The 14,785-nt window shown below is 49.1% G+C and carries 11 protein-coding genes; 2 read left to right on the top strand and 9 right to left on the bottom strand.

The features are described 5' to 3' along the window. Positions 1-93: 93 nt before the first annotated feature. Together CI595_RS08045 and CI595_RS08040 are read right to left on the bottom strand one after the other, a co-directional pair. A complete protein-coding gene (locus CI595_RS08045) occupies positions 94-2,700 on the bottom strand; it encodes an AAA family ATPase (protein WP_095172754.1) in 2,607 nt (868 codons plus the stop codon). Further along, positions 2,697-3,842 carry an exonuclease SbcCD subunit D gene (locus CI595_RS08040; RefSeq protein WP_095172753.1) on the bottom strand — a complete coding sequence of 382 codons (1,146 nt, stop codon included), beginning with the start codon at positions 3,840-3,842 and terminating at the stop codon, positions 2,697-2,699. Before CI595_RS08040 ends, CI595_RS08045 begins: the two co-directional genes overlap by 4 nt. A gap of 167 nt (positions 3,843-4,009) precedes the next feature. On the opposite strand from CI595_RS08040, the gene CI595_RS08035 reads away from it, so the two are divergent. Continuing rightward, a complete protein-coding gene (locus tag CI595_RS08035) occupies positions 4,010-4,846 on the top strand; it encodes an aldo/keto reductase (RefSeq protein ID WP_095172752.1) in 837 nt (278 codons plus the stop codon). 112 nt (positions 4,847-4,958) lie between these two features. On the opposite strand, the gene CI595_RS08030 is transcribed toward CI595_RS08035, so the two are convergent. The 7 genes from CI595_RS08030 to CI595_RS08000 all read right to left on the bottom strand — a co-directional run bounded on the left by CI595_RS08030 (position 4,959) and on the right by CI595_RS08000 (position 13,293). Further along, positions 4,959-6,185 carry an ABC transporter permease gene (locus CI595_RS08030; protein WP_095172751.1) on the bottom strand — a complete coding sequence of 409 codons (1,227 nt, stop codon included), beginning with the start codon at positions 6,183-6,185 and terminating at the stop codon, positions 4,959-4,961. Between the two features lie 3 nt (positions 6,186-6,188). Continuing rightward, positions 6,189-7,886, bottom strand: coding sequence for an efflux RND transporter periplasmic adaptor subunit (locus CI595_RS08025; protein WP_162291833.1), 1,698 nt, complete (start codon positions 7,884-7,886; stop codon positions 6,189-6,191). After that, positions 7,870-8,610 carry an ABC transporter ATP-binding protein gene (locus CI595_RS08020; RefSeq protein ID WP_369861312.1) on the bottom strand — a complete coding sequence of 247 codons (741 nt, stop codon included), beginning with the start codon at positions 8,608-8,610 and terminating at the stop codon, positions 7,870-7,872. The genes CI595_RS08025 and CI595_RS08020 overlap by 17 nt, the downstream gene beginning before the upstream one ends. Positions 8,611-8,796: 186 nt before the next feature. Beyond that, on the bottom strand, positions 8,797-9,807 hold the full coding sequence (locus CI595_RS08015; protein ID WP_095172749.1) for an NAD(P)H-dependent glycerol-3-phosphate dehydrogenase: 1,011 nt from the start codon (positions 9,805-9,807) through the stop codon (positions 8,797-8,799). Positions 9,808-9,972: 165 nt separating this feature from the next. Then, the gene (plsY, locus tag CI595_RS08010) at positions 9,973-10,614 is read right to left on the bottom strand and encodes a glycerol-3-phosphate 1-O-acyltransferase PlsY (protein WP_065541453.1); all 642 of its coding nucleotides are present in this window, start codon (positions 10,612-10,614) and stop codon (positions 9,973-9,975) included. An 8-nt stretch (positions 10,615-10,622) separates the two neighbouring features. After that, positions 10,623-11,948 (bottom strand): ribosome biogenesis GTPase Der, encoded by a 1,326-nt coding sequence (gene der, locus CI595_RS08005; protein ID WP_095172748.1) that lies wholly within the window; start codon positions 11,946-11,948, stop codon positions 10,623-10,625. Further along, the gene (locus CI595_RS08000) at positions 11,911-13,293 is read right to left on the bottom strand and encodes a DUF512 domain-containing protein (RefSeq protein ID WP_095172747.1); all 1,383 of its coding nucleotides are present in this window, start codon (positions 13,291-13,293) and stop codon (positions 11,911-11,913) included. The genes der and CI595_RS08000 overlap by 38 nt, the downstream gene beginning before the upstream one ends. Positions 13,294-13,451: 158 nt before the next feature. On the opposite strand from CI595_RS08000, the gene CI595_RS07995 reads away from it, so the two are divergent. Then, a complete protein-coding gene (locus tag CI595_RS07995; protein WP_095172746.1) occupies positions 13,452-14,618 on the top strand; it encodes a ribose-phosphate pyrophosphokinase in 1,167 nt (388 codons plus the stop codon). Positions 14,619-14,785 lie beyond the last annotated feature (167 nt).

Raw genomic sequence — 14,785 nt, 5'->3', positions numbered from 1 at the left:
TTTGGGCGCAGTAAATGACAATAATTTATCAATAAATTCATTATACATGCTTTCCGCTTTTTTATCAAGTTATTCTTATGTTTTTTTAGAGGTTCAAGAGGTGAAAAACACGGAACTCCCACCCCTGTTTTTTTCCACTTCGATCCTGCATTCTATACGTTCCTTAAGCTCGGGAACATGGGAAATGATCCCCACCAGGCAGTCCTCCCTGGATAGGGCCGACAAAGTCTCCACGGCAGTTTCCAGGGACTGCTCATCCAGACTGCCGAACCCCTCGTCGATAAATACGGTCTCCACCCGGATCCCACCGGCAAACTGACCGATGACTCCGGATACTCCGAGGGCCAGGCTTAAGGCCGCCTGAAAGCTCTCCCCGCCGGAAAGGGAGCGGATGCTCCTGACCTTTCCGGTGTGGTAATCATAGACATCCAGATCCAGGCCGGACCTGGACTGCAGGTTCTCTTTTTCCTCCCGCACAAGCAGTTCATACCTGCCGGAGGACATACGCTCCAGCCGCCTGTTGGCCTCAAGGGCGATCATGCGGAAATAGGCAGACTGTACATAACGCTCCAGGGAGATCTTAGGCTTTCCTTTCAGCGTGCCGCACGCCGTATCCGAAAGGCTCTGAAGCGACAGCCGGCGTTTTTTCGTCCTGCTGCTCTCCTCAAACAATACCTCCAGCTGCCTGCGCACTTCTTTTGTCCTGTCAAGAGCACTGAACTCTTCCCGAAGCTGCATCCGCACAGTTTTCAGCTGCTGCTCTGCTCTCTGGATCTGCTCCCGCACGTCCTCCTCCGGGCACAGCCTCCTGCCGCGCAGAGTAGGAGCCAGGCTTCTGATCCTGATCTGGAGTTCTCTCACATGGTTTTCATAAACCTGCGTCTCTTTTTCCATACGGGCCATCTCTTCACTGTCCAGACATGCCTCCATAGCTTTTGCCCTGCTTTTGAATTTCTGCTGTTTCACTTCCAAAAGCAGCTTCCCTTCCGCCTCTTTTTGTTCCTTTGCGATCTCTGTCACACGTTTTTCACAAATCTGGATCTCTCTCCCGGCTGCTGCCCGGCGCTGCGCATTCTCCTCCAGGTTTTTTCTGATCGTCTCCGCACAGAGGATTCCCGGAGTGCTCTTCGCCTTTTTCTTCTCCAGACGCCCGCCGGCCTCTTTGATCAGGGAAGCTGCTTTTTTACTCATAGCAGCTCCGCTCTTTTTGCCGGAAAGAGCCGTCTCCCTGCGCAGGTGTTCCATCCTGGTCTGCCATTCCTTTTCGTTCTCTGCCAGGGCAGTAAGGGTTTTCTGCAGTTTTGCGGAAGTTTTTTCCTTTTGAACCTCCATTTCCTTCAGTACGGCTTCACTCAGCTCTCTTTTCCCGCAGGCAGCTCTTACCGGATGCACTGTGGAGCCGCAGACCGGGCACGGCTTTCCTTCCTCCAGTTTCCTGGCCAGCAGGCCGGCCTGGCTTCTGAAGAATTCTTCCCTGTAACTCTCATAGGCGATCCCCTGTTCCTTCTGTACCGTGATCTGGTCTTCCGCCGACTCGAGCAGCTTTTCCTTCTGCCTTTCCAGTTCCAGGAGCACCTCTGCCTCCTGCTGCCACTTTTCGTAAACCAGAAGACGTTCTGTCAATTCCTGTATCTCTGCCCCAAGCTTTTCTTCCCTTTTGGCTGCCGCCATTTGGACAAGCAGGGCTTTTTTCTCCTGTTCCAGCTCTCTGATCTCTTTTTTTATCTCTCCTGCATGGGCTTCTTCATCAGCAAGAATCTTCTTTTTCTCTGTACAGTCATCTGCCAGGGGCTTTATATAAATATTTGCCTTCTTCCCCTCCGAAATCCGCTTCTCCAGCTCTCTGATCTCACCGGCGCGCAGTTTTGTGCCCTCCAGTTCCTGCCTGAGGGCATGCAGTGTCTTGAGCTCCCCGTTGTCCTTTTGGATACGTTCCAGATTTTTGAGCGCCCTGTCCTTTTCCTTCTCCAGACGCTGTTCTTCTTTTCTGCCGCTTTTCTCCTTTTCCCGTGACTGGCGGATGCGGCTGTCCAGGATCTTGAAAATCTCCTCTGTGTCCCTGTCCGCCAGAGGACAGTCAGGATGCAGCGCATCCCAGGATTCCAGAACCTGCCTGCGGCGCTCCTCCCTTAACTTCTCCTCCTCCCGCTCCTTGATACTCATGTTTTTCAGCCGGTCGGAAATCAGCTTATAGAATTCCGTGTCGAAAACTTTCCTGAAGATCTCACTGCGCATGTCGCTTTTTGCCAGAAGAAGATTCATAAATTCCCCCTGGGCGATCATGGAAACCTGTTTAAACTGACGGTAGTCAAGTCCCAGTATATCCTGCAGCTTCCGGTTCACTGCCTTCCTTCCCGTCAACACACTTTTATCCGGACACTCCAAAAGTGCTTCATGTTTCCTGTTTAAGTTAAACGTCCTAGTAACCTGATACGCTTCTCCTTTGTGAGTAAAAAGCAGACGCACCTTGCTCATGGCTTTTTCCTCCACATAGTCACTGTGAAGGTTTTCCGGCTTCCTGACTTCCGTGCTGGCGGCATCATACAGGGCAAAAGCAATGCCGTCAAAAATGGTGGTCTTGCCTGCCCCTGTATCTCCGCAGACTAAAAACAAACCCGCCTTTTCACACTTTTCAAATGAGATGAGTGTATTGTCTGCATAAGGCCCAAAAGCCTCCATCTCCAGTTCTACCGGTCTCATGATCCCACCTCTTCCATACTTTCTATAATATCTTGAAGCAGTTCCTGTTCCGCGTCTGACATGGGAATCCCATTTTGTTTCTCATAAAACTCCCCGAACAGATCCAGAGGCGTTTTTTTCAGACACTGCAGCTCCGCGCTGCCCGAAATGCCCCCTGACCTGCTCCGGCGGTTTTCGACGGCAAATTCCAGCATACCCGGAAATATTTTTCTAAGCCGCTCCATGGGATGCTCCAGGATCTCCTCATCGGTCACCACAACAGACAGGTAATATCCCTCTCTGTATCTTTCATATTTATCTGAAACCAAAGCTTCCATGGTGTCTTTTAAGACCGCCATCTCTGTTTTAGGCTCAAGGGGAAGTTTTCTCACAGACAGCGTTCCTTTCTCTCCAAGCTCTGCCACAGTCACGGATTTTGTCTGTTTCCATTCGGAAAAAGAATATTTAAGGGGAGAACCTGCATACCGTATCTTTACATTTCCGATCTTCTGGGGTCGGTGGATATGTCCAAGCGCCACATAGTCAAACGCTTCAAAGACCGAAGCATCCACCCGGTCTATGCCCCCCAGAGAAAGCTGTTCCGAATCCGACGTCTCTGGCCGCTCCCCGCCGGCTGTCACAAACTGATGCGCCAGCAGCACATTCCGCTCTTCTTTGTGAAGCTTAGCACCCGGCAGTGCGGTTTTCACGGCCTCCTCATAAGTTTCCGGAATTTCCTCCGCAAAGGGGCGCAGCATGCCAGGCCGCAAAAAGGGCAGCATCCACACATGCAGCGGACCGAATTCGTCTGTCAGCATGATGTGCTCTGCACGGCCTCTAAAGGTACCCGCAATATGGATCCCTTCTTTTTTCAAAATCCCGCTGGCAAACTGAAGCCTCTGGGCTCCGTCATGGTTGCCGCTGATCACAAACACCTGTATTCCACGGACGGACATTTCTTCCAGGAACCAGTCCAGCAGTCCCACCGCCTCCTGGGAAGGAATGGACTTATCATAAATATCACCGCAGAGAAGAACGGCCCCGGGTTTCTCCTCATCCGCCATCCTTAACACCTGGCTGAGTATATCTTGCTGTTCTTTCCACAGCGGCTCTCCTAAAAGCTTTCTCCCCAGATGCAGGTCCGCCATATGAAAAAATTTCATTCTTTATCCTCCATTGCCATATTTTGTCATTTCGTTGGATTTTAGCTTGCACTTCTTATAATAGTAGCATGGATTTATTAAAAAGTTAATAAATTCGGAGTAAATATTTCACATTTCTATGGTAAACTGTCTAAGTGTTTAAGGTTATATTTAAAGGAGGGGCTGTTATGTCTTTCAATGAAAAAGTCATTCTGAACGATGGCCGCCAGATGCCGCTGCTGGGTTTAGGCGTCTACAAAGCCGTCGGCGAGAACGAAGTGGAACAGGCGATCGCAGATGCTGCAGATGCCGGTTATCGTCTCATTGACACTGCTTCCGTTTATAAAAACGAAGACGGTGTAGGACGCGGGATCAAGGCACTTACCATACCAAGAGAGGAATTATTCGTAACAACGAAAATATGGAACACGGCACAGAGGATCGGTGATGTGGAGGATACCTTCAACAGAAGCCTAGAGCGCCTGGGACTGGATTATGTGGATTTATATCTGATCCACTGGCCTGTACCCGGATGTTACACAGACACTTGGAAAGCTCTGGAAAAACTACAGGCCCAGGGGCGGGTAAAATCCATCGGCGTATCAAATTTTCACGTTCACGACCTGGAAATGCTGAAAAAAGTATCTGATGTGATACCCGCTGTCAATCAGGTGGAATTCCATCCCCTGTTCAACCAGCCGGAACTTCTGTCCTACTGCAGAGACAACAAAATTGCGGTACAGGCTTATGCTCCCCTTGCACGGGGCGCTTATCTGCACAGCCAGCTGCTTCTGGAAATCGGAAGAAAATACCAGAAGACCACCGCCCAAATCGGCCTTCGCTGGGCCATCCAGCAGGGAATCTCTGTGATTCCCAAATCCGTGCACAAGGAACGTATCCTGGAAAATGCAGCAATCTTCGATTTTTCCCTGACACAGGAAGAGATGGAGGCCATTACCGCTATGGACGCACACCAGCGTACTGCCAGTATCCCAGAGGATATGATTCCGTACTATAAGGACTGACTCTTTGGTTCAGTCATACATATTGGGCATTCTTCCCAAACAATAAAAAGTACCGCAGGAGTATTTTTTGCTCTGTGCGGTACTTTTTATTCCCAATCTATTTGTTCTTTTCTTAATTTCTCCTGAGCGCCTCAATAGGGCTGAGCCTGGCAGCTTTTCTGGCCGGATATACACCGAACAGAATGCCGATTCCCGAAGAAAACAAGGTCGCAATAAGAATTGTGGAAACCTTGATCCCAGGTGCAAATCCCAGGGTAGGTATGGAGCAGACAGCATACGCCAGCAGCACACCGATAATGATTCCGATCACACCGCCGATACAGGCGATAATGGCCGATTCAGCAAGAAACTGCACCATGACAGAGGAGGTTCTGGCTCCCAGGGATTTTCTGATACCAATCTCTCTTGTTCTCTCTGTGACGGACACCAGCATGATGTTCATGACACCGATACCGCCTACCAGCAGGGATATTCCGGCTACCAGGGCAATGAATCCCGTGATCATATTCAGCATGGAGTTGATCTGCTGCATCTGGTCATTGAAGTCCTCCATATCAAAATATGTCTTTCCCTGGCTGTAGTGGCGCTGATTTAAAAGCGCAATGGCTTTATTTGCCACATCACCAGTGTCTGCGCTGCCGTCTGTAGTAATATACAGATAGCTGGTCTCCGAAGTATCATAGCCGAAATTCTCCATAGCCGTATAGGGAATATCTGCAGATATCCTTTTGACATCCCCGTAATCCATGGATACCATATTGCCCATATTCTCCTGCTCCACAATGCCAATAATGGTAAAGTCCGAAGTGTTTTGATAGAGACTGAATTCCAGGCTCATTCCCAGAACATCATCTGTGCCGAAAAGGGAAATGGCATCTTTTTTGCTGATCACACAGACTTTATTCCCCGTATCAATATCACTCTGGTTAAAATAGCGGCCGCTCAGCACTTTCCATTTGGAAATCTCCTGCTGCGCTGTGCCTCCTCCGGTGACTGACAGATCAAACTGGCCTTTTGAGGACTGGGTAGTCCCTGTATCGGAAAAAACGGGCGAAGTTCCGGTAACTCCCGGGATTTCCTGCTCAATAGCCGCAAAATCCTCCGCATTCATGTATTCTTCCCGTTTGATTCCCTCTTCATTGGAATAAATACAAATCTGCCCTCCTGCAATGGAATTCAGCTGCCGGTTCATCTCCCCCTGGAACCCGGAACCGACAGACATAATGGTAATGACAGATGAAATACCTATAATGATACCCAGCATGGTGAGAAGGGAGCGGCCTTTATTTGCCCTGATATTCTGCAGGGCCATTTTCAAGTATTCTGCTAACTGTGCCATAGGCTACTCCTTTACCGCATCTGCAGTCTGCGCGCCGGATGTGCTGCCCGCAGCCGCCTCTTCCACTTTCATACCCTCCGCAAATCCGTCCGGAAGCTCAGCGATCACGGAATCCCCCAGCTTCAGGCCGCTTTTGATCTCTGTGTACTCGGAGGATGAGATTCCTGTCTCAACATCCTGTCTGGCGATCACGCCATCCTTCACTACATAACAGAAGGTACTGTCTTTTCCTGTATTTACAGCGTTGACAGGAACGCTTACAACACCTTTTGCACTGCCCGTCTCAATGGAAACCTTTGCCTCCACACCCAGGAAGATATTGTCATCCGGGTTGTCGATCTTAACCTCTGCCCAGATAACCGGTGCACCTTTTTCGTTGGTAGTTGCCATTTTACTGATACGTGAAACAGTTCCCTTGTATGTATGGTCCGCTATGGTGATAGATGCCTTCTGGCCTTCTTTCAGCTTGTCATAATCATATTTTGACACGGTTACATTCACTGCCACCTCTTCGTTGCTGGCAATGGTGATCAGCTCCATACCCTGTGAGGCTGCGGAGCCCTGTGAGGCGTCGGCTTTGGATACGATACCGGAAAACTCTGCCTGCAGGCCCTGTTTTCCTTTTTCCAAAAGTTCTTCCAGGGATGCTGCTTCCAGCTCAGCAATGTTGTTGGTGGCCTGCATCTGGGCTTTGGCGGCCTCTGTCACCTTCGCACCGTCCGCACTGTTAGCCAGGCTTTTCTGCTCCGCAAGCTCTGACTGCATCTCCGAAAGTTCTGTGGTAGCACTCTCCAGTTCATTCTGCCACTCCACGATCTGTGCGTCGCTTGTGGGATCTTGGGCAGACTGGTTCTCAATCTGGTTGATCTGGAGCTGAGTCACCTCATCGCTCTTATCATTCATCTGTGAAGTCAGGTCGTCAATGGCCGGATCCATATTTTCCGCCTGGGCATTTAAATCCTTCCATTGTCTTTCCAGATCAGCGGTATCCTGATTATTTTTCTTTGCCTCAGCAATGGCCGCCTTCAGTTCCTCGGCCTGGGCATTTAACTGCTGCTGTTCTGCTTTCTGACCTTCAAGCTCCTGCTGCAGCTTTGTCAGATCCGCCTGGGCCTGGGTCAGGGCAACACTGGCATCTGTGGATTCCTGTTTTGCCCAATCAGTCAGTTCTCTTGTCCTGTCCGCTATAGCGGTCTTCAAAGACGCCACGTATTCCTGATAGCTGTCCACATTGGCCTGGAGTGTGGGGACTTTTCCGGCAGCTTCGTTGGCTTTCTGCTGTGTCTCCGCCGCTTTTGCCACACTGTCCTTTGAGCCGTTGACCGTGGCACTCACATTTAACTGTGCCTTCTGGTTATCCTGCTCCAGTGTGGATACATCAAAGGCAACCAGGGAGTCTCCCGGCTTCACCACTTCCCCTACTTTCAGAGGATACTGGGATATGGTGGCATTGACCGGAGAAAAATAGGTCTTCGTCTTAAGACTTTCCACCGTTCCGCTGGTATCCACATTTGCCGTCAGATCCTCTTTTGTCACAGCGCTTACCGGTACCTGGGGCAGTGCCTTGGGTGTCAGTTTGGACGCTGCAAAGCTGACAACAATGATCGCCACCACAACGCCGCCGATGATCAGCGGCACTTTTTTCTTTTTCTTTCCTGTTTTCACAGTGTCGGGAAGATTTTCCTTATTCTTTCTCAACATGATGTGCTCCTTCCTCATAATGCTCATTTAATCTGTCTGACTCAATTTTTCCATCCATAATACGGATGATACGGCGTGCCTGTGCGGCTATACCGTCATCGTGGGTGATCAGGATCACGGTTCTGCCCTCATTGTGCAGCTCTTTTAAAATCTGCAGGATTTCCTTGCTGGATGCGGAATCCAGATTACCCGTGGGCTCATCTGCCAGGATCACCGGCGGCCTGGCCGCTATGGCCCTTGCTATGGCAACTCTCTGCTGCTGTCCGCCGGACATCTCAGATGGCTTGTGGTCCATACGGTTCTCCAGCCCCACCATTTTAAGGGCCTCCTGGGAAAGCTGCCTTCTCTTCTGTCTGCCAAGACCTCTGTAGATAAGAGGAAGCTCAACATTCTCCAGCGCATTCAGATTGGCGATCAGATTAAATCCCTGAAAGATAAATCCAATCTCCCTGTTGCGGATTTCTGACAGCTGGTTATCTCTCAGGTGAGATACATCCTGTCCGTGAAGGCAGTAAGACCCTTCCGAGGGCACATCCAGACAGCCCAGCATATTCATGAGTGTGGATTTGCCTGAACCGGACTGCCCGATGATCGCCACAAATTCCCCCTCATCAATCTGCAGGTCCACATGATCCAACGCCCGCACTTCATTTTCACCCGGATTGTATATTTTGCAGATTCCGGAGAGCTGTATCAGATTCTGCACTGTTTCTTCTCTTTTCATTTCTGTATAGTTTTCCATACACACATCCTCCCCTGCATCTTCCAAATGCAGTGCAATTTTAATTGTACTACATCATTAGTACAACCATACATCACAAATCTTAAATTGTCAATTTGGAAATCCGAAAACTTTTCTTAACGTTCTCTAAAGAATTCTTTAGAAAGGAAATGAGGGCATACTGCGCCCTCATTTCCAACTGCCGTCCCAGGATTCAATTTTCTTGTCTCTCACCATCAGGTCAGATACTGCTTCCGCCGGAGTCTTTCCCTCGAAAAGTACCCGGTTTACCTGTTCTATGATAGGCATTTCCACTTTGTATTTCTCTGCAAGTTCCCTTCCAGCCTTTGCGGAGAAGACACCTTCCACCACCATATTCACCTCATCCATTGCTTCCTCCATGGAACGCCCCTGCCCCATGAGAAATCCGGCTTTGCGGTTACGGCTGTGAACACTGGCGCAGGTAACGATCAGATCGCCGATCCCGGAAAGTCCGTAAAAGGTATCCGGGCGCGCTCCCATGGCAATTCCCAGTCTTGCGATCTCCGCCATTCCGCGGGTGATCAGCGCTGCTTTTGTGTTATCCCCGTATCCCAGACCATCCGCGGTTCCCGCAGCCAGGGCAATGACATTTTTCAGGGCTCCCCCCAATTCAATACCCAGCATATCCGGGCTGATATATACACGGAATGCAGGACTCATAAAAATATTCTGCAGATATTCCGCAGTCTCTTTCCGTTTTGCCCCCACCACGCAGGTTGTGGGCAGATTCCTGCTTACCTCCTCCGCGTGGCTTGGTCCTGAGAGAACACATGCCTGAGAATTGGGGATTTCCTCCTCTATCATATCCGTGAGGGTGGTAAGGGTATGCTCCTCAATCCCCTTTGCCACATTCACAATGAGCTGCCCGTAGCGGATAAAAGGGTTCATCTTTCTCGCGGTGGCCCGGACTGCCACGGAGGGCACTGCCATGACGATCACATCTTTCCCCTCCAGCGCCTCCTTAAGACTGCTGGTTATACAAATCTCCTCCGGCAGCCTGACACCGGGCAGCTTAGTCTTATGCTCCCTTGTCCTTCGCAGTTCTTCTGCCTGTTCCTCCCTGTGAGACCACAAAACCGTGTCATGTCCGTTGCCGCAAAGCAGCATGGACAGGGCGGTTCCCCAGCTCCCTGCTCCAATCACACTTACTTTTGCCATGCTATCCTCCATAAAATAATCGTAACCGTTCAGTACCCTCACAGTTACAGGCAAAAATCCATGCAGAATCGCCTTTTACGATAGGATTTTTGCTTGGCCGTGGTACACTTTCTTACGGTCAGCGCAGTAAATGCACAGACCTACTGAATCGTTACAAATAATCACTTAATGTTTTCCCAGAAAAATCTTATTCTCATTTCCGCGGATCAGACGCACAATGTTCTGTCTGTGCCGCCAGAAAGCCAGCGCCATCAAAAGCAGTGCCAGTATGTACATCTCGTGGAGAACTCCCGGGTCCACATCATACCTGCCTATCTGTCCTGATACGATCACGCCCACAGCGAAAAAGAAATATGCCAGCAGAGACCCCAGAGACACATAGTGGCTCAGGAAAAATGCCGTAAAGAACACAACCGCACAGATCAAAAATAACCGCCAGTCAAAAGCTGCCACCAGCCCGACAGAGGCCGCAATCCCCTTCCCCCCCTTAAAGCGCAGATAGAAGGGAAAGTTATGTCCCAGTATACATCCTGCACCGGCATACAGCTCCAGCAGCCTTACCAGCTGAGGGTGGCTGCTGCCGAAAAGCAGATAGACCGCCAGGATCGCCAGGGCACATTTCAGGCAGTCCCCCAAAAGAGTAACAGCTCCTGCCTTCTTGCCCAGGGTGCGGAGCGCATTTGTTGTCCCCGCATTCCCGCTTCCGTGTTCCCGGATATCAATTCCATTTTTTCTTCCGTAAATATAAGAGGTCTGGAACAGACCAAACGCATAACCGATCAGCAGACTCACAATTCGTACCAGCATTTGTCATCCTACTCCTTTTCTTTGCGTTCCCTTATGATGAATTTCAGGGATGTTCCCTTAAATCCAAAGGTATCTCTGATTTTATTCTCCAGGTATCTGGTGTAGGAGAAATGCATCAGCTCTTTATCATTGACAAAAATAACGAAGGTAGGAGGCTTAACCGCCACCTGTGTAATATAAAACAGCTTCAGGCGTTTTCCTTTGTCAGAGGGCGGCTGCTGCATTGCCACAGCCTCTGTCATGATCTCATTGAGCACACCTGTCTGGACTCTTAAAGTCTGATTCTCAAGCACCATATCAATGGTCTCAAACAGCTTGGGGATCCTCTGTCCTGTCTCAGCGGATATGAAAATGATCTCCGCATAGGGCATGTAGGACAACACTTCCCTTACTTTATCTGTGAATTTGTATATCGTTTTATCGTTTTTCTCGATGGCATCCCACTTATTCACGGCAATGATGACTCCCTTGCCTCTCTCGTGGGCAATTCCTGCAATCTTGGCATCCTGTTCTGTCACGCCCTCTGTGGCATCAATCATCATAACGACCACATCCGCACGCTCCACGGCCGTCACGGTACGGATAATGCTGTAACGTTCCAGCTCCTCTTTAATCTTGCTCTTTCTTCTCAGTCCTGCCGTGTCAATAAAAATGTATTCTCTGTCCTTCCATTCCACCCTGGTATCAATGGCATCCCTGGTGGTTCCCGCAATGTCGGATACGATGACACGGGATTCTCCGATCATCTTGTTGATGAGAGAGGATTTTCCCACATTTGGTTTTCCCACCACCGCGATTTTCGGAATCTCTTCCTCATCGCCGTCCTCTGCATCCTCATCAAAATACTCCACCACTTTTTCCAGCATATCACCAATACCCAGCTTTCCTGTGGAGGAGATAGGCACCGGCTCTCCGATACCCAGATTGTAAAATTCGTAGGTATCCATAATAAACTTGTCAAAGTTGTCCACTTTATTTACCACCAGAACCACGGGTTTGCCGCTTCTCCTGAGCATATCTGCCACCTTGGCATCTGAATCCACCAGCCCCTGGCGCACATCGGTGATGAAAATGATCACGTCCGCGGTATCAATGGCGATCTGTGCCTGTTCCCGCATCTGTGAAAGGATAATGTCCTTGCTGTCCGGCTCGATACCGCCGGTGTCTATCAGAGTAAAGGATTTATCCAGCCAGTTCACATCCGCATATATACGGTCCCTGGTCACGCCCGGCGTATCCTTTACAATGGAAATCTTCTCTCCTGCCAGGGCGTTAAAAAGTGTGGATTTTCCCACATTAGGTCGTCCAACGATTGCTACGATCGGTTTGCTCATACATCTGTCTCCTTCTATGTGCTCTTCCCGCTTCTTTTTCCAGAAGTGCCGACACCAGGGAGGCGCCGTCCTCTTCCACTATTTTAACGGGAGTATTTAACTGTTTTTCCACCTGCTCTACGGTCACATCATCGAGAAACACATTCTCACCGCTTCTGAGCAGATTACAGGGCAGCAGCAGGTATTCCCCGAGAGGCCTGCCCTGAAGCTGTTCCATGATATCCTGTCCGGTCAAAAGCCCTGACACCGTGATCTTTTCCCCAAAGAAACGGTTCTCCACACAGTAGCCATGGATCTTAACATAAGGATAGCACTTTTCCACCTGATCCGCGTATCTGCGGATAAAGGGATATGCCAGTTGACCGGTGGCAAAAGATACCTCCAGCTTTCTTTCGTCCCCGGAAAGGTTTTTCATGGCCTCCTGCACTTCACTCTCCAACAGCCGCAGCATTCCCACACCATTTTCGAGCTGCAGGTAGCCGTCATAATTTTCCTCAGGGGGCAGCTCTCTTTCGGCAGTCAGATACCACTCATCACTTGCGTGGATAAAATGTAAGCCATATTCTTCATATAACCGTTTCTGCCATGTTTCAATCAGGGAAATGACATTTTGTGCCTCTTCTTTTCCAAACGGCTCCAAAGGGTACAGCCCATCCCTGTATTTGCTCAATCCTACCGGCACCACAGAGACGCTTTTCAGATGAGGCAGATAGCCTGCCAGCTCCTCAATGCTCCTCTCAAGTTCTTTGCCGTCATTCAGTCCTTTACACAGTACGATCTGCCCGTTCATCTCAATTCCAGCCTCATACAGCCTCTGTACCTTGGGGAAAATATCCCCGGCAAAACGGTTGTGGAGCATCTGGCAGCGGAGCTTTGGATTGGTCGTATGGAAAGAAATATTAATGGGGCCAAGATGATAACGGATGATCCTGTCAATATCATGGTCACTCATATTTGTGAGCGTCACATAGTTTCCCTGTAGGAATGACAAACGGGTATCATCATCTTTAAAATAGAGGGTCTCTCTCATACCCGGAGGCATTTGGTCAATAAAACAGAAGACGCATTTATTGCTGCAGGAACGGTACTCATCCATGAGACTGCTCTCAAATACGATTCCCAGATCCTCCTCGTACTCCTTTTCCACCTCCAGCTCCCATTCCTCGCCGTCAGCTTTCCGCACAAGAACCTCTATATACTCATCATTCACCAGGTAGTGATAGTCAAAGACATCCTCAATCTCCTGTCCGTTGATCGACAGAAGTTCATCCCCACAAGCCAGTTCCAGCTCCTCGGCAATGCTTCCGGCTTCCACTTCCCGGATGATATGTCTGCATTTTTTCACAATTTCTCCTCATTTCTAAACGGGTCATTTTATGCCCGCTATTTATTATCATACCAATAAAGCATAAAAAAAGCAATAATTTCCTTGACGCTGCTCACTTTCAGATGTTATAACTTAATGTGTAATTATATGTCAAAAAAACTCTAACGGAGGTCATTATGGTCAATATCAGTTTACTGGAGAAGTCCATTCCGGTGGCTCCTATTAAAATAGCAGCCCTGGACAGCTGTGGCGAGCTGGCCCAGCAGGTGGATTCCCATCTGGTACAATTCAGAAAGGAATTAGATTCTCACAATCAGTCCGGACTTAATTTCCGCGGTTATACAGCAGATACTTTTTTACTTGACTGCAAGTGTCCGCGCTTCGGCTCAGGTGAAGCGAAGGGCATCATCAATGAATCCGTGCGCGGCACGGACCTCTTTATTATGGTAGATGTGTGCAATCACAGCCTGACTTATAAAGTCAGCGGACATGTAAACCACATGTCCCCGGATGACCACTACCAGGATTTAAAACGTATTATCGCCACTGCTACAGGAAAAGCACACAGGATCAATGTTATCATGCCGTTCCTCTACGAAAGCCGTCAGCACAAGAGAAGCAAAAGGGAATCCCTGGACTGTGCTCTGGCTCTGCAGGAACTGGTGCAGATGGGTGTATCCAATATCATCACCTTTGACGCCCACGATCCGCGGGTACAGAACTCGATTCCCCTCTCAGGATTTGACAATTTTATGCCCACCTATCAGTTCCTGAAGACACTGTGTGCTTCCATTGACGACTTTAAGATCGACAACGAGCACCTGATGATCATCAGCCCGGATGAGGGTGCTATGCAGCGCGCGGTTTACTTCTCCAATATTCTGGGTGTGGATATGGGTATGTTCTACAAACGCCGGGACTACTCTACCGTTATTAACGGCAGGAACCCCATCGTGGCCCATGAATTTTTAGGTGATTCCGTGGAAGGAAAAGACGTGATCGTCATTGATGACATGATCTCCTCAGGGGAAAGCATGCTGGATGTGGCAAAACAGTTAAAGGACAGGAAGGCAAGGCGGGTCATTGTCTGCACTACCTTCGGACTTTTCACTGACGGTCTGGAAAAATTTGATGACTACTTTGAAAAAGAGTATATTTACCGTGTCATCACCACCAACCTGAATTACAGGAACCCGGATCTTTTGAACCGTCCTTACTATCTGGAAGCTGATATGAGCAAATATCTGGCAAGCATTATGGACATTCTGAACCATGACCTGTCCGTAGAAAAGGTTCGCTCTACAACAAAGAAGATCAATAAGCTGCTGAACCGTTTTTCCTAAACATAAAATCATAGAAACCAAACTCTGAAAGTTTGGTGTTCTGCCCGAAAAGCAAAAAGCTGTACAATGCCCGTCATACGGTTTTGTACAGCTTTTTTAATCTTTTTCCGGGGAACACTTTCTCATACAGTAAAAAATCTCCGTACATAACGCTTCTAAACGCCTGT

Origin of the sequence: Blautia hominis (assembly GCA_002270465.1) — a bacterium.
Taxonomy (GTDB): Bacteria; Bacillota; Clostridia; order Lachnospirales; family Lachnospiraceae; genus Blautia; species Blautia hominis.
Note: the sequence above shows the minus strand (reverse complement) of the source record. Positions and strands in the feature narration are given on the sequence as shown.